The organism is Shewanella sp. UCD-KL12, assembly GCF_001957125.1.
Classification (GTDB): Bacteria; Pseudomonadota; Gammaproteobacteria; order Enterobacterales; family Shewanellaceae; genus Shewanella.
Genome location: NZ_MPHJ01000001.1, coordinates 905,378 through 931,247 on the forward strand (window position 1 = coordinate 905,378; position 25,870 = coordinate 931,247).

General features: G+C 44.6%; 21 protein-coding genes. 16 read left to right on the top strand and 5 right to left on the bottom strand.

The window, feature by feature from the left end; genetic code table 11:
- Window positions 1-124: 124 nt before the first annotated feature.
- The 3 genes from BM736_RS03840 to BM736_RS03850 are packed head-to-tail and all read left to right on the top strand — an operon-like array spanning window position 125 to window position 2,107.
- Window positions 125-1,276 (top strand): ATP-NAD kinase family protein, encoded by a 1,152-nt coding sequence (locus BM736_RS03840; protein WP_076408826.1) that lies wholly within the window; start codon window positions 125-127, stop codon window positions 1,274-1,276.
- A 31-nt stretch (window positions 1,277-1,307) separates the two neighbouring features.
- A complete protein-coding gene (locus tag BM736_RS03845) occupies window positions 1,308-1,577 on the top strand; it encodes a YfcL family protein (protein ID WP_076408828.1) in 270 nt (89 codons plus the stop codon).
- A complete protein-coding gene (locus tag BM736_RS03850; RefSeq protein WP_076408830.1) occupies window positions 1,574-2,107 on the top strand; it encodes an RNA methyltransferase in 534 nt (177 codons plus the stop codon). Before BM736_RS03845 ends, BM736_RS03850 begins: the two co-directional genes overlap by 4 nt.
- A gap of 43 nt (window positions 2,108-2,150) precedes the next feature.
- On the opposite strand, the gene mnmC is transcribed toward BM736_RS03850, so the two are convergent.
- Entirely contained in the window at window positions 2,151-4,163 is a 2,013-nt protein-coding gene (gene mnmC / locus BM736_RS03855; protein ID WP_076408832.1) for an FAD-dependent 5-carboxymethylaminomethyl-2-thiouridine(34) oxidoreductase MnmC, read from the bottom strand.
- A gap of 111 nt (window positions 4,164-4,274) precedes the next feature.
- On the opposite strand from mnmC, the gene fabB reads away from it, so the two are divergent.
- From fabB to BM736_RS03870, 3 genes are all read left to right on the top strand, one after another.
- The gene (fabB, locus tag BM736_RS03860; RefSeq protein ID WP_076408835.1) at window positions 4,275-5,486 is read left to right on the top strand and encodes a beta-ketoacyl-ACP synthase I; all 1,212 of its coding nucleotides are present in this window, start codon (window positions 4,275-4,277) and stop codon (window positions 5,484-5,486) included.
- Between the two features lie 170 nt (window positions 5,487-5,656).
- Window positions 5,657-7,543, top strand: a complete 1,887-nt coding sequence (locus BM736_RS03865) for a DUF294 nucleotidyltransferase-like domain-containing protein (RefSeq protein ID WP_076408837.1) — start codon at window positions 5,657-5,659, stop codon at window positions 7,541-7,543.
- Window positions 7,543-8,259 carry a 3'-5' exonuclease gene (locus BM736_RS03870; RefSeq protein ID WP_076408839.1) on the top strand — a complete coding sequence of 239 codons (717 nt, stop codon included), beginning with the start codon at window positions 7,543-7,545 and terminating at the stop codon, window positions 8,257-8,259. Before BM736_RS03865 ends, BM736_RS03870 begins: the two co-directional genes overlap by 1 nt.
- Before the next feature lie 81 nt (window positions 8,260-8,340).
- On the opposite strand, the gene BM736_RS03875 is transcribed toward BM736_RS03870, so the two are convergent.
- On the bottom strand, window positions 8,341-9,918 hold the full coding sequence (locus BM736_RS03875) for a BCCT family transporter (RefSeq protein ID WP_076408841.1): 1,578 nt from the start codon (window positions 9,916-9,918) through the stop codon (window positions 8,341-8,343).
- 245 nt (window positions 9,919-10,163) lie between these two features.
- Between BM736_RS03875 and BM736_RS03880 the strand changes: the two genes are divergently transcribed.
- The 9 genes from BM736_RS03880 (at window position 10,164) to BM736_RS03920 (ending at window position 21,935) form a co-directional block, all read left to right on the top strand.
- A complete protein-coding gene (locus tag BM736_RS03880; protein ID WP_076408843.1) occupies window positions 10,164-11,324 on the top strand; it encodes a 4-phosphoerythronate dehydrogenase in 1,161 nt (386 codons plus the stop codon).
- Window positions 11,325-11,329: 5 nt separating this feature from the next.
- Window positions 11,330-12,346 carry an aspartate-semialdehyde dehydrogenase gene (locus tag BM736_RS03885; RefSeq protein ID WP_076408845.1) on the top strand — a complete coding sequence of 339 codons (1,017 nt, stop codon included), beginning with the start codon at window positions 11,330-11,332 and terminating at the stop codon, window positions 12,344-12,346.
- Window positions 12,347-12,549: 203 nt separating this feature from the next.
- On the top strand, window positions 12,550-15,666 hold the full coding sequence (locus BM736_RS03890; RefSeq protein ID WP_076408847.1) for a FimV/HubP family polar landmark protein: 3,117 nt from the start codon (window positions 12,550-12,552) through the stop codon (window positions 15,664-15,666).
- 148 nt (window positions 15,667-15,814) lie between these two features.
- Window positions 15,815-16,600, top strand: coding sequence for a tRNA pseudouridine(38-40) synthase TruA (truA, locus tag BM736_RS03895; protein ID WP_076408850.1), 786 nt, complete (start codon window positions 15,815-15,817; stop codon window positions 16,598-16,600).
- 73 nt (window positions 16,601-16,673) lie between these two features.
- On the top strand, window positions 16,674-17,963 hold the full coding sequence (folC, locus tag BM736_RS03900; protein WP_076408851.1) for a bifunctional tetrahydrofolate synthase/dihydrofolate synthase: 1,290 nt from the start codon (window positions 16,674-16,676) through the stop codon (window positions 17,961-17,963).
- A gap of 2 nt (window positions 17,964-17,965) precedes the next feature.
- A complete protein-coding gene (dedD, locus tag BM736_RS03905) occupies window positions 17,966-18,664 on the top strand; it encodes a cell division protein DedD (protein ID WP_076408852.1) in 699 nt (232 codons plus the stop codon).
- Between the two features lie 112 nt (window positions 18,665-18,776).
- A complete protein-coding gene (locus BM736_RS03910; protein WP_076408853.1) occupies window positions 18,777-19,265 on the top strand; it encodes a CvpA family protein in 489 nt (162 codons plus the stop codon).
- Window positions 19,266-19,364: 99 nt separating this feature from the next.
- On the top strand, window positions 19,365-20,879 hold the full coding sequence (gene purF / locus BM736_RS03915) for an amidophosphoribosyltransferase (RefSeq protein ID WP_076408855.1): 1,515 nt from the start codon (window positions 19,365-19,367) through the stop codon (window positions 20,877-20,879).
- 135 nt (window positions 20,880-21,014) lie between these two features.
- Window positions 21,015-21,935, top strand: a complete 921-nt coding sequence (locus BM736_RS03920; RefSeq protein ID WP_076408857.1) for a M14 family metallocarboxypeptidase — start codon at window positions 21,015-21,017, stop codon at window positions 21,933-21,935.
- An 82-nt stretch (window positions 21,936-22,017) separates the two neighbouring features.
- Here BM736_RS03920 and BM736_RS03925 read toward each other — a convergent pair whose 3' ends face one another.
- Entirely contained in the window at window positions 22,018-22,284 is a 267-nt protein-coding gene (locus BM736_RS03925; protein WP_076408859.1) for a hypothetical protein, read from the bottom strand.
- A gap of 156 nt (window positions 22,285-22,440) precedes the next feature.
- Between BM736_RS03925 and BM736_RS03930 the strand changes: the two genes are divergently transcribed.
- On the top strand, window positions 22,441-24,405 hold the full coding sequence (locus BM736_RS03930; RefSeq protein WP_076408861.1) for a DNA topoisomerase III: 1,965 nt from the start codon (window positions 22,441-22,443) through the stop codon (window positions 24,403-24,405).
- Window position 24,406: 1 nt separating this feature from the next.
- Here BM736_RS03930 and BM736_RS03935 read toward each other — a convergent pair whose 3' ends face one another.
- Both BM736_RS03935 and BM736_RS03940 read right to left on the bottom strand, forming a co-directional pair.
- Window positions 24,407-25,297, bottom strand: coding sequence for a LysR family transcriptional regulator (locus BM736_RS03935; protein WP_076408864.1), 891 nt, complete (start codon window positions 25,295-25,297; stop codon window positions 24,407-24,409).
- A 211-nt stretch (window positions 25,298-25,508) separates the two neighbouring features.
- Window positions 25,509-25,706, bottom strand: a complete 198-nt coding sequence (locus BM736_RS03940) for a DUF4250 domain-containing protein (protein ID WP_076408867.1) — start codon at window positions 25,704-25,706, stop codon at window positions 25,509-25,511.
- Between the last annotated feature and the right edge of the window lie 164 nt (window positions 25,707-25,870).

Sequence of the window (25,870 nt, forward strand, 5' to 3'; positions counted from 1 at the left end):
AATGCTCGGTATGGCAATTTGTAGATAGTAGTTTGCGAATAGTAGTTTGTGGGTAGTGCTTTGTGGATAGTGCTTTATGGATAGTGCTTTGCGAAAGCCTTGTTATAGATAAAAAGGATAACAAATGACAATTCGATTTCGTCTGGGCCTTATCATCAACCCTTTTGCTGGTTTGGGTGGTAGTGTGGCACTTAAAGGTAGTGACGGTGTCGCTGATGAAGCCTTATCCCGCGGTGCTAAGCCTAAGGCTCACTTGCGCATGCAACAAGCCCTAGAGGTCATTCTTCCTTACCAGAGCAAAATTGAAATTATTACCGCCTCAGGAGAAATGGGGGAGAGTCTTGCCAAATCGATGGGATTCGATGTTCGGGTCGTACATAAAGTAAAGGGTCGGAGCGAGGCCAGTGATACCCAAACAATGGCCAAGCACCTCTTAGATGAGTCACTCGATCTACTGCTGTTTGCTGGTGGTGATGGTACCGCCAGAGACATCTATTCGGTCGTCGATGAAAATATGCCTGTTCTGGGTGTGCCTGCTGGGGTCAAAATTCATTCTGGTGTTTATGGCATTACGCCACATGCATCAGGCATGGTGGTTAAGATGCTCCTCGATGGTGAACTCGTATCTTTGATGAGCGCCGATGTGATGGATATCGACGAAGTCGCATTTAGGCAGGGGACAGTAAGAGCCAAGCGTTATGGTGAGATGTTAGTCCCTGCTGAGCCTAGATTTATTCAAGCGGTTAAGATGGGCGGCATTGAAAGTGATGAGCTCGTGCTGGCTGATATTGCCGCTGAAGTGATTGAGAATATGGAAGATGAGCTTTTTATCATGGGCTCTGGCAGTACTGTTGCAGCTGTAATGAGCGAGATGGGGCTGGAGAATACCTTGCTTGGCGTCGATCTCGTTCAGGAGCAACAAGTGATAGGAAGCGATCTCAGTGCTCAGCAATTACTCGCTATGACTCAAGAGTCTTGTGTTCAAGAAAGTTCAGTGAAATTAGTGATAACGCTTATTGGGGGGCAAGGACATATTTTAGGTCGTGGTAATCAGCAACTCTCGAGTGAGTTGATAAAACGAGTCGGCAAAGACAATATTATTATCCTAGCAACGAAAACTAAGCTAAAAGCACTTGAAGGCAGGCCATTAATTGTGGATAGTGGCGACCCAGAATTAGACAAAGACTTGTGTGGCTATTATCGAGTCGTCACAGGTTTTCATGATTATGTGATGTATCAGGTGGCAAACCCTGATCTGTCAATCAGTAATACCTAGAAGTCATTGAGAAAGATTAAGCGGAGTAAGCATGTTAGAGCAGTATGAAACAGCATTATATGAGTGGATCGAAGGCATAGTTGCTAAAGGTGATGAAGATGCATTGTTTGCCAGTGGTTACCTACAGGGACACTTTGCGGTAGCACTCTCTCAGTTAGAGGCTGAAACTCAGCAGGATTTTGCCTCTTTAAGTGCCAAGATGGATGCTTGTCTTGAATTGGCTAAAAATGAATTAGAAGATGCCGATTATGCGTTGGTTGAGTCTGCGTGGCAGCAACTTAGTGAACGACTCAGCGCGTGAGTGACAAGCCCAATACACTGGTCAAAATAGGCCTAGTCAATCCTAAAAGCCCTACCAATGTAGGCGGGGTGATGCGCGCGGCAGGTTGTTATCAGGCTGATGAGATCCTATACACTGGCAAACGTTATGCCCTTGCAGCTAAACATAGGGGCGAGCAATATAATACTGACACCAAAAAAGCCAAGTTGCATATTCCGTTAACGGCCACCGATAATTTGCTCAATGCTCGTACGGATGGCGTTAAACTGGTTTGTGTGGATTTGGTTGAAGGCGCTGTGCCGCTGCCTGACTTCGATCACCCCGATAAAGCTATCTATGTGTTTGGGCCTGAAGACGGCACAATAGATCAAGACATTATCGATAGTGCCGATGCTGTGGTATATGTCCCCACTATCGGTTGTATGAATCTTGCTTCGTCGGTGAATGTCTTGCTGTATGACCGTATGGCTAAAACCGCTTCGCTTAAGGCGAGTGATGAGCTTATCCGTCAAAGCCGAGATACCAATAACAGGGTTAAAGTCAGAAGTTAAAACTAAGAGTGAGAAGGATAGCCGCTATCCTCCTCACTCTTGTTTATAAGGCTTTGCCTTTTATCAGCTTGCGCATCCACATTCGATTGGGGTTGAGCAGGGCTAAGGTATCCTTATCTAGCGGGATGACTTCACCACACAGCTGCGCAGCAAGTACTTCGGCAGCGAGTGGCCCTGAAGTGATGCCTCTTGAACCTAAACCGCCTAAGATAAATAAGCCCTTATAGGTTGGCGCAGGATTTCCCTTCCAAAAGAGTATGCTCTCTTTGGTATGCTGATGTTGCTGGTAGCTCTCAAGCAATTTATCAGTATCTGGTGCACAGCCCATCATAGGTGCATGATCTCTAGTCACCATTCGAACGCCAACTCTGGCACTATGACCACTAATATCGATATCATCAACCCAAGACTTATCGACGTAGCTGTGCTGCATCTTTTTAAAATTTTCTAACTGCTCGGTTGAAGAGTACGCTAAGGTTTTCGGGTCTTTGATATAACTCGCGCCGGTACAATGGAGCTGGTTGTTGCTTGGAGTCAAGTAGCCATGGGAACACAGTACAGTATCGAGCTTCGCTAACTCGTTGCGAGCTGGAACGTGGCTGACTTGCCCTCTGAAGCCCGTTGCGGGAAGGTGTTTAGATTGCTCAAACTGAGTTAAACCGTGGCCATTTGCTAGTACTAAGGTGGCGAAGGGGCCATGGACTATCTCATTACCGTCATTTTGAGGGGATTGATAAAGATACCAATCGCCGTCTTGTTGTTCTATACGGTTTATATTGCAGTTAAACAATGCTCTGACGTCAGATAGCCTAGCAGCTTTATCGAACGCTGCTTGGGTGAATTGTGGAGGGCTTATCCAGCCACCAAGGGGGTAAAATACTCCCTCTTTATTGATATCTATGCCGGCAAGTTCAGAGCTTTCTTTAGCGGATACCCTATGTGCAATCTTCTCTGGCCAACCTTGAGAGGCAATAATCCGTTCAATCCGGGCACGACTACGCTCATCGTGACCAGTATGCAGAACACCGCAGAGCTCATGCGCAACACTAAAACCTTCATTAACCAAGGCGGTTAACCGTCTACGGCTAAACAATAGGCCTTGTTGATAGTATTGGCTTAGCGTGCCGTTATCTGGTGTCAGTAGTGGGTAAACAGCTCCCTGTTTGTTACCAGAAGCTTGCTGTGCAAAGCTGTTATCTTGGCAAAACAGCCTTACTGTCTTGTTTCTTTCAGCCAGAGACAGTGCTAGGTGGGTACTGGCTATGCCGCCGCCTATTATAGCAATGGCGCCATCTTGGGCTGGACTGAGTGGATAATGTTGGAATGTATTACTCTGGGCTTGCCTGAGGGCACTACGCTCTTGCAGTGCGATATGATCATTTGACCCGTCTGCGTTTACGGTACTATCAAGACCCGCCAGTGCAAAACCTGCCATAGCAGCAATTTTTGCCTCAGCGCTGCTCACTAATACGCTATAAAGATTAGCCTTGTTACTGCTCAGCTTTGCCATCTGCCATAGCTGTGCTTCATTAAGTGGCTGAGCAGGACTATGATGCAGCCAGTGATCAATTAAGTGTGCTGCATGTGTGGGAGCAAAGGTGTTGCTTAAGCTTGAGTGTATATCACCAAGATATAGATCAATGACACAATCGCCTTGATTTAAAATCAATCTTTGACAGCCTGGTATAGTGACCAGTTCAGTATCTGATAACTGCTTAATCGCAGCATGCTTCTCAGCGTGTGACACAGAATTTTTTTGACTATTTAAAGGCGCTTTAAGTGCTAGATTGATCTTTGTTAGCGCTGAATAGTCAGCTTCAAAAACTTTGACATTAAGACGAGGCATAGCCTCAGACTTTTGCTGCAATAAGATGAGAGATAGCAGTTGCTGAACATCATCAAGACCAATTATGCCTAGTGATAAGCATTTATTTGTTGGATGTTTTTTGCCAATTTGCGCTATAAAAGAGTCAAAATGACCTGTTTTACCACTATTTACTGTTTTTTCTTCACGTTCTTTAGTCAATGAATTTACTCTGTGTCTCACTTTAGGCATTATTTTACCTTCGTTTATGGAAAGCTGACCACTTAATTGCACTAAAAGCGATATTATTGCCGCAGCAAATTGGTACTAGACGTACTAAATGTACAGAATGGATAGTAAATAATGAAAAGAGTCGTGATCACCGGACTTGGCGTAGTTTCAAGTATTGGTAACAATAAGCAAGAAGTCACTGAGTCACTAAAAGCTGGCCGCAGTGGTATTACTCACTCAGAACAGTTTGAAGAGATGAAACTTCGCAGCCGTGTTTGGGGCGATATCAAGTTAGATCCAAAAGAGCATATTGATCGTAAAGCGCTTCGTTTTATGGGCAATGCTGCAGCTTATGCGTACATTGCGATGGCTGAAGCCATTGAAGATGCGGGTTTAACTGAAGAGCAATATTCTGACCCTCGTGTAGGTATTATTGCCGGTACTGGTGGAGCATCATCTGCTAACCAGGTACAAGCAGCAGATACACTACGTGAGAAAGGTGTAAAACGTGTAGGTCCGTACATCGTACCTCGTATTATGTCTAGCACCTCTAGCGCTTGTTTAGCGACGCCGTTTAAGATTAAAGGCATGAACTACTCAATCAGTTCTGCTTGTGCAACCAGTGCACACTGTATCGGACACGCCGTTGAACTTATCCAGATGGGTAAGCAAGATATGGTGTTTGCAGGTGGCTCTGAAGAGGTTGATTGGACCCTAACTATGGGCTTCGATGCCATGGGTGCACTATCAACTAAGTATAATGACACGCCAGAAAAAGCGTCTCGTACCTATGATGCAGACCGTGACGGTTTTGTTATTTCTGGTGGCGGCGGAATCGTGGTTGTCGAAGAGCTTGAGCATGCATTGGCTCGTGGCGCGAAAATCTATGCCGAAGTGGTAGGTTACGGTGCATCATCAGATGGCTACGACATGGTTGCACCATCAGGCGAAGGTGCGGTTCGTTGTATGCAGATGGCGCTTGCTGATGTTGATACGCCTGTTGATTACATCAACACCCACGGTACATCAACACCAGTTGGTGATACACGTGAGCTAGAAGCATTACGTGAAACATTCGGTGAAAATTTACCCGCTATCGCATCAACTAAGTCTTTGACTGGTCATGCACTGGGTGCAGCGGGTGCTCATGAAGCTATCTACAGCTTGATCATGATGGAGCATAACTTCATCGCGCCAAGTATCAATGTTGATAACTTAGATGAGAAAGCTCAAGGTATGCCAGTTGTTACTGAATACCGTGACGCTGAACTTAATACTGTAATGAGTAACAGTTTTGGTTTTGGTGGCACTAACGCTACTTTGGTAATGAAAAAATACAAGTAAGAGTCAGTTTTAAGCTTACTTAGAAAATGTGAAAGGGAGCCTAGGCTCCCTTTTTTATGCCTGTCGAACTGAACAAATAAAAGGCTTCAATCTCCCTTAGCTGCATGTCTCTGTTAGATATCATATACTAGTGAGCATATACCTAATTCATCATCAATATCGAGCGCACCATGGAAGTCGAACTACTTGAAATTCGAAACTTCATCCGCCAGTACCCGCCGTTTGATCAGTTACCTGAAAAAGCATTAATTGAAGTTTCAAAAAGCGTCGAGATCTCTTATTACCGCGCAGACAGTATGATCATTGAGTTTAATGACAAAATACATGATCTCTTTATGATCCGCAGTGGTGTTGTCGAGGTATACCGTCGAACAGGTGAGTTGTATAACCGTCTGGATCAAGGTGGTCTATTTGGGCAGATGGGCTTACTCACCAGCAATAAAGTGCGTTATCCAGCGAAATCACTTAAAGACACGCTGTTGTACTGCATTCCTGAAAATATTTTTGATGAGTTTTGTGAGCGCTATGACGCCTTTGCAGATTTTGTCGAAGTTGAAGGTAGCGTACGATTACAGCAAGCGGTTGAAGATAATAGTGATGACGCCAACTCATTAACCACCTCAAAGGTAAAGACCTTACTCAGTGGTGCGCCTGTGATGTTGCCTACTTCGACCACGATTCGAAATGTAGCTAAAATCATGTCAGAGGAGAATGTCTCTGCAGCAATCATCAATGATCCAAACCTTTCCGATGAGGGGGGGAATAGCTTTGTTGGGATTATTACTGAGAGCGACCTATGCTCTAAGGTTATCGCTCAAGGCTTAGATGTCGATACTCAAGTGGATGAGGTGATGTCTACAGAGCTTATCTCGTTAGATCACAACGCCTATATTTTCGAAGCCATGTTATTAATGCTTCGCTATAACGTGCATCACCTGCCTATTCTTAAAAATAAACAGCCCATTGGTTTAATCGAAGTCAGCGATATTATTCGGTATGAATCACAAAATAGCTTGTTATTTGTCAGCAGTATTTTTCAGCAAAATAGCATTGAAGATTTGATCATGTTGTCGAGTCAGCTCAAAGACTGTTTTGTTCGTATGATCAATGAAGACGCAAATTCACATATGGTCGGCCGGGCGATGTCTGAGATCGGGCGTAGTTTTAAACAGCGTTTACTTGAGTTAGCCGAAGAGAAACTAGGACCACCGCCAGTGCCTTACTGCTTCTTAGCGCTTGGCTCAATGGCGCGTGATGAACAGCTTATCGTGACCGACCAAGATAATGCATTGATCCTTGATAATGACTATCAAGAAGCATTGCATGGTGACTACTTCAGCGAGCTTGCCACCTATGTGTGTGATGGCCTAGCCCAGTGCGGCTATACCTACTGTACAGGTGATATTATGGCGACAAACCCAGAGTATCGAAAAACACAATCTCAATGGGAGGCATGCTTTGCTGATTGGATTGATCATCCCAATCCCCAGGCGTTGCTCAATTGTTCAATATTTTTCGATCTATACGGTGTGTACGGCAGACCCAAATGGGCTGAGCAGCTCAATGCCTTTGTTTTGAGAAAGGCGAAAAAGAACAACCGTTTCTTGGCCTGTCTGGCAAGAAATGCATTAAACCGCACGCCACCACTGGGTTTCTTTAAAGACTTTGTGATGGAAAAAGATGGCCGTCATAACAACTCAATCAACTTAAAAAGGCGAGGTACAGCGCCATTAGCCGATCTTATTCGTGTGCACGCGTTAGCCATTGGCTCCCAGTCACAGAACTCATTTGACCGATTGGAAGACATTATGGAGGCGGGGATTTTGCCTCCATTGAAGGGGAAAGACCTGCAACATGCGATGGAATTTATCTCCTTAGTGAGAATTCGTCACCAAGCGTTAGATATTGAATCAGAGCAAGAGCCCGATAATAATATCGAGCCTGAAAACATGTCAGACTTTGAACGGCGTAATTTAAAAGATGCATTCTTGGTGCTAAGCAGTGCGCAAAACTTCTTAAAGTTCCGTTACACAGCCAATAGCATGCAGGTGAAATAATGCAAAATTTCACCAATCAAGAGGTATTAAACTGGAAAGCTTTTTTGGAAATAAAAGCACTAGAGAGTCGCGATAGCCGTCTGACTCATTTTTATAATGCCAGTACTTTTCATGGTGAAACTAAACTTAAAGATATTGATTTTGTTGCTTTAGACTTTGAAACCACAGGGCTTGATGCAGATCAGAACAGCATAATTAGTATTGGATTAGTGCCTTTTACCCTACAACGAATTGCATGTAGACAAGCCAAGCATTGGTTTATAACGCCTGAAGATAAGCTACAAGAAGATTCAATCATCATCCATGGTATAACGCACTCAGATCTTAAAGGTGCGCCAGACTTGATACGTATCTTAGAGCAGTTACTTGATGAACTTGCAGGAAAAATTGTCGTCGTTCATTACCGCAGAATTGAGCGAGACTTTTTTGATGCGGCCTTAAGAAGCTTGATTAACGAGGGGATTGTGTTTCCTGTTGTAGATACCATGCAAATTGAAGCCGATATTTTACAAGCTCGGCCGAAAAGGTTTTTAGATTGGTTTAAAAAGAGTCGACCTGAGTCTATACGTCTCGCTAATAGCCGTGGCCGTTATAATCTCCCCACGTATCCACCACATGACGCTTTAACCGATGCGATTGCTACCGCTGAGCTGCTGCAAGCACAAATACATTATCACTTCACCCCAGATACGCCAATTAAGAAGCTTTGGCTGTAGCGTTAGTAAAAAAAACGAGTGATGAACTATTTAAAATAAGTCATCACTCGTGTTTAGCTTTTATCAAACCGATTTAACTGATTACTTTAAGCGTCGTTCTGTTCGTAGTCCAAGCAACAAGCTGACGCACATCACTAACAGAATAATCGTGAAGGGCAGGGCTGTTGAGATAGCGCCGGCTTGTAGCGCTTCAATCGCTTCTTTGCCACCCACCCAAACAAGCGCTGCTGCAATCGCGCCTTCGATAAAGGCCCAAAATACACGCTGCGGCACAGGTGCATCGACTTTACCGCCTGATGTAATACTATCAATCACTAGTGAGCCAGAGTCTGAAGAGGTCACAAAGAAAACCAGTACTAATACAATGGCAAGTAGAGACAAAATGCTGCCCATAGGTAAGGCATCAAACATTTGGAACATAGCCAGAGGCACTTCAGTTAAGCCTTTTTCGCCTAGAGTACCGACTTTATTGACGATTTGATCGATGGCTACACCACCAAAAACCGACATCCAAAGGGTAGTGACCACTGTAGGTACAATTAATACGGCCATCATGAATTCACGAATTGTGCGTCCACGAGAGATACGTGCGATGAACATGCCGACAAAAGGAGACCACGAAATCCACCATGCCCAATAGAAAACAGTCCAGCCATGCATCCATGCTTCATCTTCACGGCCGCTTGGATTACTCAATGGAATGATGTTTTCAATGTAGCCCATAACAGTTGTTGGTATGGTGCCCATGGAAACGGCAAATGTCACTAACGCTACAAAAACAACGAGAGCCAATGCCAACAGCATGTTGACATTACTGATGATCTTAACGCCGCCATCAATACCACGGAATACCGACACAACTGCTAATAAGGTCACTATAAATATAATAGCAATCTGCAGCATAATGCCGTTATCCATACCAAAGACATGATGGAAACCACTAGCGGCCTGTTGCGCACCTAATCCCAGTGAAGTTGCAAGACCAAACAGGGTAGCTAGTACCGCTAGAATATCAACAACATGTCCTGGCCAGCCCCAAGTTCGATCGCCTAAGATGGGGTAGAAGACTGAGCGCATAGAAAGCGGTAAGCCTTTATTGTAAGCGAAAAATGCTAAGGACAATGACACCACACCATAAATGGCCCAAGGGTGAAGTCCCCAATGGTACATGGTGGCACCAAGTGCAAGTTTAGCGGCTTCAGGGGTATTAGGAGTCACGTTTAATGGCGTTTCGTACCAGCCAGTAAAGTAAGCTGCAGGCTCTGCAACACCCCAAAACATCAATCCAATTCCCATACCTGCGGCAAACAGCATGGCTATCCATGACAATAAAGAGTAATCCGTTTTTGCTTCATCTCCACCAAGACGAATTTTGCCATAGGGAGACACAATCATTGCTAAGCAAAAAATTACAAAAATATTGGCAGACCACATAAACAAACCATCAAAAGCGCCAATGATTTTCCATTTTATGCCGTCTAATACCGCTTTAGATGTTTCAGGATCGACCAGTAATATAGCGACTAAGAAAAGACCTATTAAGGAAGCGCTGATCCCAAAAACAGGGTTATGAACATCAAAGCCCCATTTTTGAATATTATCTTGCCCGACTGTGTAATCGGTATTATCAATACTGTATTTATCTTTTTTAGTATTCATTTACCCTCGTTTAGAACGATTTTCATTTGAAAAATGTAAGTATATTTTACGTTATAAGACGGCAACTTGCAGCTTATTGCTAAACCTATCTCATTTTGAATGAAAAGTAAGCAAGTCTTAGGTTGGATTAAATCACACGTTACAGACCCAAAAGTAATAAATGTAACTCACTTCATTCTCAAGCTGTCACTGCCTTGTTAGAATGCAGCAACTCTAAGCATTCTCCTCACTCTTTGGGAACCAAAATGAAGATCCTTGCCGATGAAAATATGCCTTATGTCCAGCAGCTGTTTGGTGATTTGGGCACGATTGAAACAGTTAATGGTAGGGAGCTTACACCGGAGCAGGTGAGTGATGCCGATGTACTCTTGGTTCGCTCTGTGACGCAAGTTAACGACGCTTTACTGTCTCTCAATAGCAAACTTAAGTTTGTGGGTAGTGCCACTATAGGCACAGACCATATTGATACCCATTACCTTGCAAGCCGAGGCATTCCCTTCAGTAATGCTCCCGGTTGCAATGCGACAGCCGTTGGAGAGTTTGCATTCATCGCGCTTCTAGAGTTAGCTCAGCGCTTTGGTGAGCAGCTCAAAGAAAAAACTGTGGGCATAGTCGGCGCAGGGAATACAGGCACCGCCGTTGCTAAATGTCTTGAAGCTTATGGTGTTAAAGTGTTACTGCACGATCCTATTATTGCCGATAACGACCCGAGAGACTTTGTCTCGATAGATGAGCTTATCAAGGCGTGTGATGTGATAAGCCTGCATGTGCCTATTACGAGAGCGGGTGAGCATAAAACCTGGTATCTATTTGATGAAGCTAGGCTCAATAGCCTTAAGCTTGGTACTTGGCTGCTTAACTGCTGCCGCGGTGAAGTGATAGATAATCGAGCGCTGATTAAGGTGAAGCAAACGCGAGATGATATCAAGGTGGTACTTGATGTGTGGGAAGGGGAGCCAAACCCTATGCTAGATTTAATTCCCTACGTTGAGTTGGCTACACCTCATATTGCAGGTTATAGCTTAGAGGGCAAAGCGCGCGGAACATATATGCTCTATCAAAAGCTGATGACAGTGCTGGGAAGGGAGGTTGATAAATCGATGACTTCATTATTGCCAGCTCTTTGGAGCACCCAGTTAGATATTGCAAACCTACCTAGTGAAAGAGCCTTATTACAGCTTTCTCGTTTCATCTATGATCTTCGTGATGACGATGCACTGTTTAGAAAAACGATGGGTGCTGGATCGGTAAAAAATGCAGCTGATAATTCTCTTAATAACAATGGGTTTGACCTTATGAGAAAAAATCACAAGCATAGACGCGAATTTAGTGCCTTAAGGGTAGCAAACAGTGGTGTTTCTGATGTAAATTGGTTGTCCAATTTAGGTTTTTCAGGAGTCGATTAGTAATTATGTCGCAAGAATTTAATGTTGTCGTATTAGGTGCATCGGGCGCAGTGGGTCAAACTATGATTGAGATCCTCGAAGAGCGCAAATTTCCAGTTGCAAATTTATACCCTTTAGCCAGTAGTCGTAGTGCTGGTGATACGGTCAGCTTCCATGGTAAACAGGTAGAAATTCTTGACGTAGACACCTTTGACTGGTCTCAGGCGCAGATAGGCTTCTTCTCTGCTGGTGGTGATGTCTCTGAAAAGTGGGCGCCTATCGCTGCTGAAAATGGTTGTGTTGTTATTGATAACACTTCGCACTTCAGATATGACATCGATGTGCCGCTAGTAATACCTGAAGTTAACCCTGAAGCGATTGCTGATTTCCGTAACCGTAATATTATTGCTAACCCGAACTGCTCAACAATTCAGATGTTAGTTGCGCTTAAGCCAATTTATGATGCGTTTGGTATTTCACGTATTAACGTGGCAACGTACCAATCCGTATCGGGCTCGGGCAAACAAGCGATTGAAGAGCTTGCGGGTCAATGTGCAAAGTTACTCCAAGGTCTCCCTGTAGAACCTGAAGCATATCCTAAGCAAATTGCGTTTAATGTTCTGCCGCAAATTGATAAGTTTATGGATAATGGTTACACCAAAGAGGAGATGAAGATGGTCTGGGAAACCCAGAAAATCTTCGGTGATGACAATATTGTCGTTAACCCAACAGCGGTACGTGTTCCGGTATTTTACGGTCACTCAGAAGCTGTTCACTTGGAAACTATCCAACCTGTAGAAGCTGAAGATGTTAAAGCTGTGTTACGTGGCGCTCAAGGTATTGAACTTTTTGAGTCTGACGATGAATACCCAACAGCGGTGACTGAGTCTGCGGGTACTGATCCTGTTTATGTGGGACGTGTACGTAAAGACATCTCACATTCTCATGGGGTAAACCTTTGGGTTGTATCTGATAATATTAGGAAAGGTGCAGCACTGAACAGTGTTCAGATAGCTGAAGTTTTGATTAGAGATTATTACTAATTTCTAAGCGTTAAAACGCATTTAAGCCTATTTTGATGAAAAAGCCTGCAATTATGCAGGCTTTTTTTGTTTTAGCAGTTGTTTTTGAATTGTGAACAGTAGCAGACCTGTGATTTCTGGTTTATAGTAATCTCAATAAATACAATCGCCTAAAGCTATGCTGCGATAACAGCAGTAACATTACGCTTGAAAGGGAAGAATTGATGAACTTTCGCACTTCATATCTTGTCGGTCTGATGGCCTCAGCTCTACTTATTTTTACTGTTAGTCCGCTGGAACAAAGCGCCTTTGCTGCTGAGCCACTTAAGATCACAGGGCCCGATGGTGAGGTCAGACAAACTGCGCGTCAATACGGCCCGACTCAGTCATCAGATACCTTCTGGAGCATAGCGCAAAAGGTGCGCCCAGATAGTAGCGTAAGCATCTACCAGGTGATGGCTGCGATTTATGATGCCAACCCCCATGCATTTTCAAACGCAAACTTTAATAGCCTTGAGAAAGGGATGATACTGCTTATCCCATCTAAAGAGTTGATGTCTGCCATTCCAAAAAGTATGGCAAAGGCGAGAGCTGAAAGTAATGATAAAGATTGGCAGAGAGCAACTCAGCCAGCAAAAGCCACAGTAGCGCCAACGCCTACAGAGACAGTAGCTGAAACAAAGGCGCCAGTTAGACCTGTCACCTTACCTATCATTGCACCGGACACAGAGGCGCCTTCCACTGAGAGTGTGGATGGCGTAGCAGAGCTAACCGCTAAACTTGAAGAAGCTGAAGCTAAAAACCTTGAGCTGACCGATGAGTTAGGCAGAGCGCAAGATCAACTTGACTTAGGTAGTAATGATACCGACACGCTTAAAGGCAAGATTGAAGAGCTCAATGAGCAAGTTGCTATCTTAGAAGAGCAGCTGCAGATAAGTAAACAGCAAGGTGCTGGGCTGACTGAGGAGGTCAAATCTCTTCAAGAGCAGATTGCAGCGCTACAAACTCCAGAGCCTGAAGCGCCTTCCGATCAATGGCGCAGCTTTATGGACAACCCACTATTGCTAGTCGGTGCTATCTCTATTCCTGCCATTGTATTACTTGTATTGCTATGGCTATTCCTAAGACGTCGTAAAGATGAAGGTAAGATCTCAGAGGAGCAGGCTGAGCAAGGTGAAGCTGAAACGCCACCTACTGCAGCTGTTGAAGATTCTTCACCTGATCTAGATGCCGTCTCAGAGCAAGCTGCTGAAGATGATGCCGGCGCAATGGCAGTGCACTTAGATACTGAGGAGGATGATTCCATTGACTCCTTGATGAGTGTCGATTCGAGTGAATTAGCGCCAGAAGTTGATATGAGTCTAGATTCTGATCAAGTTGACCTTGCTTCAGAGATGTTTGTAGACCCAGGTGAAACAGCCGCTGAAGAGGAGCCTGCTGAGGAGGAGGGGCAATCGTTAGATGATCTATGGGCTGAAGCGATGGGCGAGCAAGATGAAGAGGAGTCTAAGCCCAATGAAGAGGATGACTTAGATTCATTGCTTGCGGGCTTTGATGAGCCAGAAGCCCCCGCTGTTACTGCCGATGAGAGCATAGAAGAGGACGCTGAAGAGAGTGTGGAGCTCAGCACGCCAACTGAAGATGTGAGCAAGCTTGTTTCTGAAGATGATCTCGACTCATTACTGGCCGGTTTCGATGAACCAGCAGCTGAGAATTCACAACCTGAGGAAGTTGCAGAAACACCTGCTGAAGATGATTTAGATTCGCTGCTTGCAGGCTTTGATGAGCCAGCCGAGGAACCCGCTGCTGAGCCGGAAGCTGAGTCAGTTGCTGAGAGTGTGGCTGAAGATGCCACAGAGATTGCGGAAACACCTGCCGAAGATGATTTAGATTCACTCCTTGCAGGTTTTGATGAGTCAGCCGAGGAACCGGTTGCTGAGTCTGCTGCGAGTGTGGCTGAAGATGAAACAGATATTGCGGAAACCTCTGCCGAAGACGATATAGATTCATTGCTTGCAGGCTTTGATGAGCCTGCAGTGCCTACTGAAGAGGCGGTAGAAACAGGTGATGAACCTGCTGCAGAAGATGATTTGGATGCACTCCTAGGCGATCTGGCGTCAAATGAAGAGCCAGAAAATGCCACAGATGACTTAGATATCACAAATGACTCTGATATCACTGATGCTATTTCGGCCGAACTAGAAAGTGAAATTACAGTTGCGAATGATGAAGAGGATTTAGATGCGCTGCTAGCAGGCTTCGATGAGCCTAGCACTGAACTTAGCACTGAGCCTTCCAATGATGACACTGATTTGAGTGATGCCATCTCTGCCGAGCTTGAGGGAGAGGTCAAAACACAAGACGATAGTGAAGAGGATTTAGATGCGCTGTTAGCGGGCTTCGATGAGCCTAGTACAGCGGCTGATGACGCCGCTACAGATAATGCTGAAGCGCTCGCCACTGAGCAACCGGACCTAAGCGATGCCATCTCTGCAGAGCTTGAAGGCGAGGTCACAGATAGTGAAACGAGTGAAGATGATTTGGACTCGCTACTTGCTGAGTTTGATATTGCCGATTCAGGTATAGCTGAAACGTTAGATATGCCAGCCGATGATATTCCAGAAGATATCAGCGCACCTTTGGTTGATGATACAGGCAAAAAAGATGAAGCATTGGACTCACTGCTTGCCGATCTAGAAGCTGTAGACCCAGCAACTGCAAAGGATCCTGTTGCGGTTAAAGGGACTGGTGGTATGTTTGCCGACCTTAAAGGCGGTAAGAAGAGCGATGACAACAGTTTAGACTGGGAGTCAGCAAACTCCGAACAAGCGCCTGTTATCACGCCGTCGAGCAATGATGAGTTATTAAATCAAGAGTCTTCATCGGCCATCGATGACATTGACGCAGGCTCGCTAAGTCTCAGTAGTGATGATGACAGTAAACTTACCGTCGATGAAGCGTTAGCGGCGTTAGATGCTGAAGAGCTAGATAAATCTCCTGCTGTTGCAGTCCCTGAGCATGATCTCACGACGTTCCAGAAAGACAATGGCTTTATCGATATCGATCGTTTGTTAAATGATGCTGATGAAGATGAGTTGGAAACCGATCAGTATAAAGAGCTCGATGTTGATATGGGCGAGCTAGATAACTTGATGGGTAACGCCGCCATGGTCGATGTTGATGATGAGGAGAACTCAGTTAACGCTAAACTAGACTTGGCTCGCGCTTATATTGAAATAGATGATAACGACAGTGCTAAGGCCTTGCTAAAAGAGGTGAAGCTCGATGGTAATACTAGGCAGCAAGAGGAAGCCGACGGCTTACTCCAAACCTTAGATTAAATTTTTATCATTTCTTAAGAAACGACGCATTTCGCGTCGTTTTTTATTATCTGAAATTCAACAATGTGCTAAAATCCGCGCCCAAATAGATTTATCGGCTTTAGGTTAAATGGCGGCGCGAATACATTCAGTCGTCCAAAGAGGATATATGCGAGTAGCGTTAGGTATCGAATATGATGGCAGCAAGTATTACGGCTGGCAGCGTCAGGTTGAAGTTGACACTGTACAGGCTCAATTAGAGCGCGCGTTGTCAAAAGTAGCAAATGAACCTATTACAGTACAGTGTGCTGGCCGTACGGATTCTGGTGTACATGGCACAGGACAAGTGGTGCACTTTGACACGACAGCTGTGCGCCAAGACAGAGCCTGGACCTTAGGTGTCAATGTTAACCTGCCAGATGATATCGCTGTGAAGTGGTCGAAAGTTGTCGATGAAGAGTTTCATGCTCGCTTTTCTGCAACGGCTAGACGCTACCGTTATATGATCTATAACTATCATCTCCGCCCAGGTATTTTACGCCATGGTGTCAGCCATTACCGTGGCAATATTGACGAAAGCAAGATGCATCAGGCTGGTCAGCACTTTGTCGGAGAGCATGACTTTACCAGTTTTAGAGCCCTGCACTGTCAGTCTAAAACGCCAATTCGTCATGTCCATGAGGTCAATGTGACTCGTCAAGGTATGTATATCTGTGTTGATATCAAGGCGAATGCATTTTTGCACCATATGGTCAGAAATATCGTCGGCTCTCTGCTTGAGATCGGCCTAGGTAATCAGCAGGATAGTTGGATCCCCGAACTGTTAGCGCTTAAAGATAGAAGCAAAGCAGCGCCAACGGCAAAACCTAATGGCTTATATATGGTTGACGTGACTTACCCTGAAGAGTTTGACCTGCCAAAAATGGCGCTAGGTCCATTATTTATGCTGGATTAATCATTCCCGTCTTTGCTAAGGCCTGTTGCGGGCCTTAGCAGGTATACTGCTACTGAATCTGAGACACATTATCATGCTAACTTCCCCCGCTAGTGATGCCAGTTTAGACACTTGGTTAGATTACCTACTTGCTATTCATCCAACAGAAATTGAGATGGGGCTAGGGCGGGTGTCTGAAGTTGCCGACCGCTTAGCACTGAGAGACTTAGGTAAAACTAAAGTCATAACCGTTGCTGGCACTAATGGTAAAGGCACGACCTGTGCCATGGTTGAGCAGATACTCCTGCTTAACGGCGAAACAGTAGGCGTTTATAGCTCACCGCATATGCTTAAGTACAATGAGCGAGTGAGGCTAAATGGTAATGATGCCGCTGATGCGCTATTTATCGAGGCATTTGAGGCTATCAATGTCGCTCGCGGCGAGATATCGCTAAGCTATTTTGAGTTTGCGACCTTAGCTGGCTTATATATTTTTAAAGCGGCAAAGCTAGATGTTGTGTTACTTGAAGTGGGATTAGGTGGCAGACTCGATGCCATTAATATCTTAGATGCTGATATTGCTGTCATCACATCTATCGATTTAGACCATCAAGAGTACCTAGGTGATACACGTCGCTCTGTGGGCATGGAGAAAGCGGGGATATTCCGGTCTAACAGACCTGCAATAGTCGGTGAGCCAGACTTACCTACAAGTGTTATCGAAGTGGCAACAGAAGTTGGGGCGAACCTGTACCGAGTTGCTACTGAATTTAACTACCTTGCTGAGCAAGGTGGCACCACATGGGGCTACCAAGGACAGCATCAGACCCTTGCTAATATCCCTTTACCCACACTTCCACTCCCTAATGCAGCAACCGCCCTTGCAGTCATTGAGCATGGCTGGCCAGATTTAAAGGCTGATACTATTCGTCAAGGTATCGAGATGGCGACCTTAACAGGTCGTTTAGAAGTCGTCAGTCACGACCCCTTGGTTTTACTCGATGTTGCGCATAACCCACATGCAGTCCGTTATTTGCTTAAGCAGCTCGAAAAGCGCCAACCTAAGCGATTAATTGCCTTGTGTGGTATGTTAAAAGATAAGGATTGCAGCGAGGTCATTAAGGTATTAGCCCCGCTAGTAGATGTTTGGGCCTTTACTAGCCTTCAAACCGAACGAAGCGCCTCTGGTGAACAGCTATTAAATTTGCTGGAAGGGAGTGATATCTCAAGTGGCGTGAAAATGAAAGCCGCGCACTATGCAACATTAGCGCATGCATGGGAGTCAATCGAAGCAGAAATAACTCCAACAGATGTAGTAATTGTATTTGGCTCATTTTACACTGTGGCAGAGTTTAAAAATATCCAACTAGGCGGTCGTGATTAATCATGGATACAAAAGAAAAACAGCAAGTTCCAGAGCAAAATAGCAAAGTATCTAACCACTTTCAGAATCGTCTCGTAGGCGTTATCGTATTTGTTGCACTCGGGGTTATTTTTCTACCTGATATTCTTGATGGTAAGAAAGTGCATCAAGAGGAGCAGTTTGCTGAAATTCCTTTAAGGCCTGAAGTGGCTGAGTTGACCTTGCCCGATGATGCCATTCAAGCCGTTGACTTGAGTGATAAAGAGCAGGCTTTTGAAAGTGATGATCAAGCTAGTGAACAAGGTGGTCAAGATACCTGGGAGCTCGTTGAGACTAATGTTGAGACGACAAAGCCTGTAGAAACCGCAAAAGTGAGCCCTGAGACGAAGCCAAAGCGTCTTTCAGAGGCTAAAGCAGAAACTAGCTCCGAGACTAAGCCAAAACAGAAACCTGCTCAGGAAGTGGTTAAACCAACATCTGCTTATACTCTTCAACTTGGTAGCTTTAATAATGCAGCCAATGTAAAAGGCCTAGTAAGCAAGCTTAGAGCGGGTGGCTTTAATGCGTATACCTTGCCTGCAACACCTGTTGATGGCAAGCTGACCAAAGTATTTGTTGGTCCTGAGACCTCAGAATCTAAGATAAAATCCCTTCAGCCTGGTGTCGAGAAGTTGACCAAACTTAAAGGCCGTATTGTCGCTTATAGCCCAACGGCCTCATAGGCAAAAACAGTGGTTAGAGATCGAAACAATAAATTATCCCATTTGGGGGTGAGAATGTGCTCGGTCTCTGTTAAAATCCCGCCGTCTTAACCCTATGCCGGATTATCATTAAATGGTTTGGATCGATTACGCCATTATCGCAGTTATCGGAGTCTCGACGCTAATTAGTCTACTTCGAGGTTTCGCCAAAGAAGCTATGTCCTTAGTCGTCTGGTTTGCGGCTTTTTTTGTTGCGAGTCAATTTTATCAAGACCTCGCCGTTTATCTCACCCAAATGCAAGACGAAATGCTCCGAAATGGAGTGGCAGTTGCTATTCTGTTTATAGCGACCCTGATTGTAGGGGCGTTAATTAATTATCTAATAGGTCAACTGGTCGAAAAGACGGGTTTATCTGGCACAGACCGAGTACTTGGTTTGTGTTTTGGTGCACTTAGAGGCGCCTTAATTGTCAGTGCGTTACTGTTTTTCATGGATGCGTTTACCGGCGCACCCAATACGGATTGGTGGCAAGATTCGCAGCTTGTTCCCGAATTCGGCGTTGTTATCCAGTGGTTTTTTGACTACATAGAAAACACGTCAAGCTTTGTACCCAAAATATAAAATGCAAAAAGCATTATTAGTTTAGCTTAAGTGGATTGTTAACTTATGCGACTGAAATATTATAAATATCAGAACATCTTACAATGAGGAATCTCACCCATGTGTGGTATCGTCGGAATAGTTGGCCGTTCATCGGTTAACCAGCCTATCTATGATGCATTAACTGTACTTCAGCATCGCGGACAAGATGCAGCTGGTATCGTGACTGTTGATGGTAATGCCTTTAGATTACGTAAGGCCAATGGTCTGGTTAAAGACGTATTTGAAGCTAAACATATGCAACGCCTACAAGGTCACACTGGCATCGGCCATGTGCGCTACCCTACAGCAGGCAGCTCTAGTGCTTCTGAAGCGCAACCTTTTTATGTTAACTCTCCATTTGGTATTTCATTAGCCCATAACGGCAACTTGACCAATACTGTAGAGTTACATGAGCGTTTACTTAAGCAACGTCGCCATGTGAATACGACTTCTGACTCTGAAGTTTTATTGAACTTGTTAGCGGATGAGCTGCAACAGTGTAAAGGTGAAAACCTGAGCTCAGATGAAGTATTTGATGCCGTTGCTACCGTCCACAGTTTAACCCGTGGTGCCTATGCGGTTGCTGCTGTGATTATCGGCCAAGGCTTAGTCGCTTTCCGTGATCCTTTTGGCATTCGTCCTTTGGTTCTTGGTAAGCAGGAAACCGAAAATGGCACAGAGTATATGGTTGCCTCGGAAAGTGTAGCACTCGATGCTGTTGGCTTTGAGCTAATGCGCGATGTTGCCCCAGGAGAGGCCATTTATATCACACTCGATGGTGAATTATTCACTCGCCAATGTGCTCACGACCCAAGCTATGCACCGTGCTTGTTTGAGTTTGTTTATTTTGCACGCCCTGACTCAACGATTGATAAAGTCTCTGTCTATGGTAGCCGTGTGAACATGGGCGCTATGCTAGGTGAAAAGATCAAGCGTGAGTGGGAAGAGCATGATATCGATGTAGTTATCCCAATTCCTGAAACTTCATGTGATACGGCGCTAGAAATTGCGCGTCATTTAGAGCTTCCATACCGTCAGGGTTTTGTTAAAAACCGTTATATCGGTCGTACCTTTATTATGCCAGGCCAACAGGAACGTAAGAAGTCTGTTCGCCGTAAGCTTAATGCGATTGGTGTTGAATTTAAGGGTAAGAACGTTTTACTTGTGGATGATTCTGTTGTGCGTGGCACAACGTCAGAGCAAATTATCGAGATGGCTCGTGAAGCCGGTGCTAAGAAAGTTTACTTTGCTTCTGCAGCCCCAGAAATTCGTTTCCCGAACGTGTACGGTATTGATATGCCTACAGCCAGTGAGTTGATTGCTCATGGGCGCGATGTTGACCAAATCAGCAAGATGATTGGTGCCGATGGCATGATCTTCCAAGATCTTGAAGATTTAGCTGAAGCGGTTCGCATGGAAAACCCTGAAATCAAACGATTTGAGACTTCAGTATTTGATGGTAACTACATCACTAACGATGTCGATCAAGCTTATTTAGACCATATCACTCAACTGCGAAATGATGATGCGAAAGCGAATCGCAGTAAAGATATTGGTACCAACCTAGAGCTACATAACGTTTGTCATCCATAAGCGTCAGCGTATGGTCTTACAGACTTAAAAGTCTTAGGTTTAACACCTTCATGACGAAGGTGCAGTATTAGTTAGAAAGCCGACATATCAATGCTGAGTGTCGGCTTTTTTATTGTGCAAATTTAGGGAATCGAGATGGATAAACAAAACAGCTACTCAATTGGTACTCGTGGACAAAAGTGGGGCGAAGCAGAAAAAGCGCAATGGCTGAAAGTACAAACGATTAAGCGCTCTTACCAGCAAGAGGTGGTAGCTAAGATTTTGCCATTGAGTGATCGCTTTCAAGTCGACCAATATGGCAGCTTGTCATATAACCCAAGTGAATATCCGCTGTTTGTGGTGAAATCTAAACAGTGGAGTGAAGATAAGCCTACCGTGCTAGTCACAGGTGGCGTTCATGGATATGAAACCAGTGGCGTACAGGGCGCGATTCGTTTCTTGGAAACGGCTGCGCAAGCCTATCTTGATAGATTTAACCTGGTTGTCGCTCCGTGTATCAGCCCTTGGGGATATGAAACAATTAATCGCTGGAACCCGAATGCGGTTGATCCTAATCGCTCATTTTATCAAGATAGTCCAGCGGAAGAGTCTGCAGCTATCATGGCATATATTGCTGGTTTAGGCGTTGATATCACGGCCCATATCGACTTGCATGAAACCACTGATACCGATAACTCTGAATTTAGACCTGCATTAGCGGCTAGAGATGCTGTTGAGCATACTAATTGGAATATTCCTGATGGGTTTTACTTAGTTGGGAATACTGAGTTGCCAGCAGATGCGTTTCAGACTGCGATTATCAAGTCTGTTGAACAAGTCACCCACATTGCCCCTGCTGATGATGCAGGTAAGCTGATTGGTGTAGAGCTTTCACAATTTGGCGTGATTAATTACCCAACGAAAGCGTTAGGTTTATGTATCGGCTTTAGTGACAGTGTTTATGCTACGACGACAGAAGTCTATCCTGATAGCCCTCAAGTCGATGATGAAAACTGTATCTTAGCCCAAGTCGCTGCTATTACTGCGGGTCTAGATTACATCTTGCCTTTGGACTAACGCTAAAAAGCAATTCTAAAACTATACAAAAAGCGTTAACTCTGTTGTGGAGCTAACGCTTTTTTGTGAAGGCTTATCAGTATTAAGCTAAGTGAACACACCAGACGAGCATCCAAACAGCAAAAAGAAGACTCGCCGCACGTCTATTTATGGTATGTCCCATACTTAAGCCTATCAAGGTACTGATGCAGGTTAGGGCAATCTGCATACTCACTAATAGCATGAGTTCAAACAACTTGTTATCAGTGATCAAAGGCGTGATAAGTAATGCAACCGCTGTCACCATCAGAAAATGATAGAGTAAAATTTTATCTAAGCTAGTGCCGCTTTCAGTTGTCGTTGCAATCATGATGCTACTCCTTCAATGCTGTTCAATGGAGGAATAATACCTAATTGATAATCATTCTCAATTGAATTTACATTATGACACTGGTATTTATTGCCTCTATATCTTGCTTAGGTTAAAGTTACTGGTAATTTGTACAGTAGTTTAAGCCCACACTCTATGATCCTCTATATTGCTGAAAAACCATCACTTGGCCGCGCGATTGCCGATGTTCTGCCAAAGCCGCATAAAAAAGGCGATGGCCATATCATGGCTGCTAATGGAGATTGCGTTTCCTGGTGTATTGGCCACCTGTTAGAGCAAGCTGAGCCAGATAGCTATGATGCTGAATATAAGTCCTGGAAGTTTGAGCACCTACCTATCATTCCCGAAAAATGGAAGATGAAAGCTAAACCTAAAACACGCAGCCAATTAACTGTACTTAGAGGCTTAGTAAAAAAGGCATCACACTTGGTTAATGCTGGCGATCCAGATAGAGAGGGGCAGCTGCTGGTTGATGAGGTCATTGCACACCTTGGGGTAAAAGGCGAAAAGCTTAACAATACTCAACGACTGTTGATAAGCGATCTTAATCCTCAGGCTGTTAAGCGAGCATTAGGGCAGATGCGAAGCAATCGCGAGTTTATACCGCTATCAACCTCAGCATTAGCACGCTCACGTGCAGATTGGCTCTATGGTATGAATATGACCCGAGCCTATACCTTACAAGGGCGCAAAGTGGGATACCAGGGAGTGCTGTCAGTGGGGAGAGTACAAACTCCCTTACTCGGGCTCGTCGTTCGCCGAGATGAAGAGATTGCCAATTTTGTCTCAAAACCGTTTTATGAAGTGCTAGCAAATCTAACGACCGAACAAAACGAAGCGTTTAAAGCTAAGTGGCAACCCAGTGAAGCCTGCCAGCCTTATATGGATGAGGAGGGCAGAGTGCTTGCTAAGGGGTTAGCGCAAAATGTTGTTGGCCGTATCACTGATAAAGCGGCAAAAGTGACTCAAGTGATCGCAAAAGATAAGCAGCAAAACGCCCCTTTGCCCTATAGTCTATCCTCTCTACAGATTGATGCGGCTAAGCGCTATGGCATGAGTGCCAAAGAGGTGCTTGATACCTGTCAGTCACTGTATGAAAGGCATAAACTGATCACATATCCCCGTTCTGATAGCCGCTATCTACCTGTGGAGCAGTTTTCGCAGGCTTCGCAAGTGATAAAAGCGGTGAGTTCTGGGGCTGCAGAGCTGCTTGATAAATGCGAGCTGCCAGATGCTAAAAGAAAGTCAAAGGCTTGGAATGACAGTAAAGTCGATGCTCACCATGCCATCATCCCCACAGAGAAAACAGCTAACCTGACCGCTCTCAATGTGCGTGAGAAGCAGATATACCTGCAGGTGGCCAGGCAATATCTTGCGCAGTTCTATCCGCCCTACCTTTACAGTGAAACCGAAGTTCAGATATTGATTGAAGGTGGACTGTTCAAGACCAAGGCCAAGCAGGAACGCGCACTTGGCTGGAAGCAACTTTTTAACCGAAATAGTGAAAAGAGTGCAGCAAAAGCGAACACTAAAGATGGCAATGATGAGGATGAACTGGCAAAGCAGAACTTGCCATCACTTAAGAAGGGACAAGTACTAGCTTCTGGGCAAGGCGAGCTTATTGAAAAAAATACTCAGGCCCCGAAACATTTTACCGACGCGACGCTGCTAAGTGCCATGACTGGGATTAACCGTTATGTGACCGACCCTGAGGTTCGTAAGATCTTAAAAGATACCGACGGGATAGGCACTGAAGCGACCCGAGCTGGGATTATCGAACTGCTTTTTAAGCGCAGCTTTTTATCAAGACAGGGTAAGTCTATTGTGGCTACTGATGTCGGTAGTGGTCTGATTAACAGTCTACCTTTAAGTGCGACAACACCAGATATGACCGCACTTTGGGAGAGCAACCTTGATGCCATTAGCCGTAAAGAGGCAAAATATGCCCATTTTATGATGCCGTTAGTGGACTCGCTTAAGGGGCTTATTACACAAGCTGGTGCCCAGTTACCCACCTCTTTACAAGGTGTTAAAGCGCCCGCGAGTAAGTTTAAAAAGCGGCGGTATTCGAAAAAGAAAACAACTAGAGCGGCTAAGTAACTTAGTTAGATAGACACAGCTTTATATTTTCCTTCATGGTTTGGTAACGCTGGGCAAGCTGGCGGTTTCTTTTTTGAACCAGATATACTTGCTCTGTGACAATGTTCTTTGGCTGGTGGATGTAGAGCTGTGCTTTATTTGGGAAGCTATCGAGTGCACTTCTCGGTAATACAGTAAAGCCGAGCCCCAGAGAAACTGGTAATAAGATCTGACTTAACTGGTTGACGTAACTGCTTGTCGTCAAACTCTCAATTTCAAGTTGAGCCAACTCAGGCTCTCCGCTGTGCTCAAAATATAACGATAGGTAATGCCCTGCATCTGGATGGGCGACAAGACCGCAATGTTTTAGTTGCTCAGCATTAATAGGTTTGTCTTTATATTGATTAGGTAAGATCAAACAAAGGGGTTCATAACCGATTACCTCTGAGGAGAATTGGCTTGCAGCAGGTAGGTGAGTCACTAAGCCTAAATCGATATTACCTGCTTGAATATCATCGAGAATCTTATAGTTGGGCGCTGCTTCAAGGTGGAATGTTATAGCCTGATGCTCAGCTTGAAGCTTGAGGAGTTCAGGGTAGAGCCGTAGCGCTAAGGCCCCTGAGCTTGCGAGTTTGCATAACCCTGAATAGGGGTTATCGAAGTTGAGTTTTTCCAGTAATTCAACGTGGTTATTTGCCATTTGAATAGCAAAATCATAGACCTGCCGACCTTGCTCGGTGATCTCAAAGCTTTTATTTTCACGCTTTATCAGTGAGTGGCCACAAGCTTGCTCTAGCTTTTTTATATGCTGGCTCACCCCAGGTTGCGTCATATGAAGCTTCTCAGCAGTATGCGTAAAGTGGCCGATGTCGATTAAACTTTTAAAGGTGTGTAACCATGCAGGATTTAGCATATGCGTACTTAATACAGAGTCATAATTAAAAATTATTATAATGAGAGCATTTAATAAATTCTAACTGTTATTTCATTTGGCTGTTTTATCTTATTGAAACAAGCTTGCTGCTTCTTTGAGATACGAGACGCACAGTTAGCATCATCATCTAAGGTTACAAGCGATGATAGTGCCCATGTTCGTAATAGTTACAAGGTCTTTAAGTCTGTTGCTATTTGAGTGCTCGATATTGATTACTTAGTGCATCATATTGAAAACCTGCATCGCTAAGCTTCTTCTCCAATTGGCTGATGGAAATATCCAGATCGTAATACAGTGCTTGTTGATCTTTGCAGTTCAATCTTAGGTGTTCATTGGCAATGCCCACTAAGATCTCTCCAGATAAGTTACATAGTTCAGTACTGATCATAAGCTCCTCCCAACATTCCAATACAAATAGTATTTCACACTGCTCTTTTAGTATGAAACTAAAGTCCAATATTACCAATAGCAGGGGGGAGTGAGGAGTAGAAGGTGTAACTGGGCGAAGTAGAAATCATAGTGAATAGGCATGTACTATGATTTCTACATGAT

Coding starts and splice junctions, on each gene's coding strand:
- BM736_RS03930 (WP_076408861.1), top strand. CDS start 22,441: ATGATCCTCTATATTGCTGAAAAACCATCACTTGGCCGCGCGATTGCC.
- BM736_RS03935 (WP_076408864.1), bottom strand. CDS start 25,297: ATGCTAAATCCTGCATGGTTACACACCTTTAAAAGTTTAATCGACATC.
- BM736_RS03840 (WP_076408826.1), top strand. CDS start 125: ATGACAATTCGATTTCGTCTGGGCCTTATCATCAACCCTTTTGCTGGT.
- BM736_RS03885 (WP_076408845.1), top strand. CDS start 11,330: ATGTCGCAAGAATTTAATGTTGTCGTATTAGGTGCATCGGGCGCAGTG.
- BM736_RS03925 (WP_076408859.1), bottom strand. CDS start 22,284: ATGATTGCAACGACAACTGAAAGCGGCACTAGCTTAGATAAAATTTTA.
- BM736_RS03880 (WP_076408843.1), top strand. CDS start 10,164: ATGAAGATCCTTGCCGATGAAAATATGCCTTATGTCCAGCAGCTGTTT.
- BM736_RS03875 (WP_076408841.1), bottom strand. CDS start 9,918: ATGAATACTAAAAAAGATAAATACAGTATTGATAATACCGATTACACA.
- BM736_RS03920 (WP_076408857.1), top strand. CDS start 21,015: ATGGATAAACAAAACAGCTACTCAATTGGTACTCGTGGACAAAAGTGG.
- BM736_RS03865 (WP_076408837.1), top strand. CDS start 5,657: ATGGAAGTCGAACTACTTGAAATTCGAAACTTCATCCGCCAGTACCCG.
- folC (WP_076408851.1), top strand. CDS start 16,674: ATGCTAACTTCCCCCGCTAGTGATGCCAGTTTAGACACTTGGTTAGAT.
- BM736_RS03910 (WP_076408853.1), top strand. CDS start 18,777: ATGGTTTGGATCGATTACGCCATTATCGCAGTTATCGGAGTCTCGACG.
- BM736_RS03890 (WP_076408847.1), top strand. CDS start 12,550: ATGAACTTTCGCACTTCATATCTTGTCGGTCTGATGGCCTCAGCTCTA.
- mnmC (WP_076408832.1), bottom strand. CDS start 4,163: ATGCCTAAAGTGAGACACAGAGTAAATTCATTGACTAAAGAACGTGAA.
- fabB (WP_076408835.1), top strand. CDS start 4,275: ATGAAAAGAGTCGTGATCACCGGACTTGGCGTAGTTTCAAGTATTGGT.
- BM736_RS03845 (WP_076408828.1), top strand. CDS start 1,308: ATGTTAGAGCAGTATGAAACAGCATTATATGAGTGGATCGAAGGCATA.
- BM736_RS03870 (WP_076408839.1), top strand. CDS start 7,543: ATGCAAAATTTCACCAATCAAGAGGTATTAAACTGGAAAGCTTTTTTG.
- dedD (WP_076408852.1), top strand. CDS start 17,966: ATGGATACAAAAGAAAAACAGCAAGTTCCAGAGCAAAATAGCAAAGTA.
- purF (WP_076408855.1), top strand. CDS start 19,365: ATGTGTGGTATCGTCGGAATAGTTGGCCGTTCATCGGTTAACCAGCCT.
- truA (WP_076408850.1), top strand. CDS start 15,815: ATGCGAGTAGCGTTAGGTATCGAATATGATGGCAGCAAGTATTACGGC.
- BM736_RS03940 (WP_076408867.1), bottom strand. CDS start 25,706: ATGATCAGTACTGAACTATGTAACTTATCTGGAGAGATCTTAGTGGGC.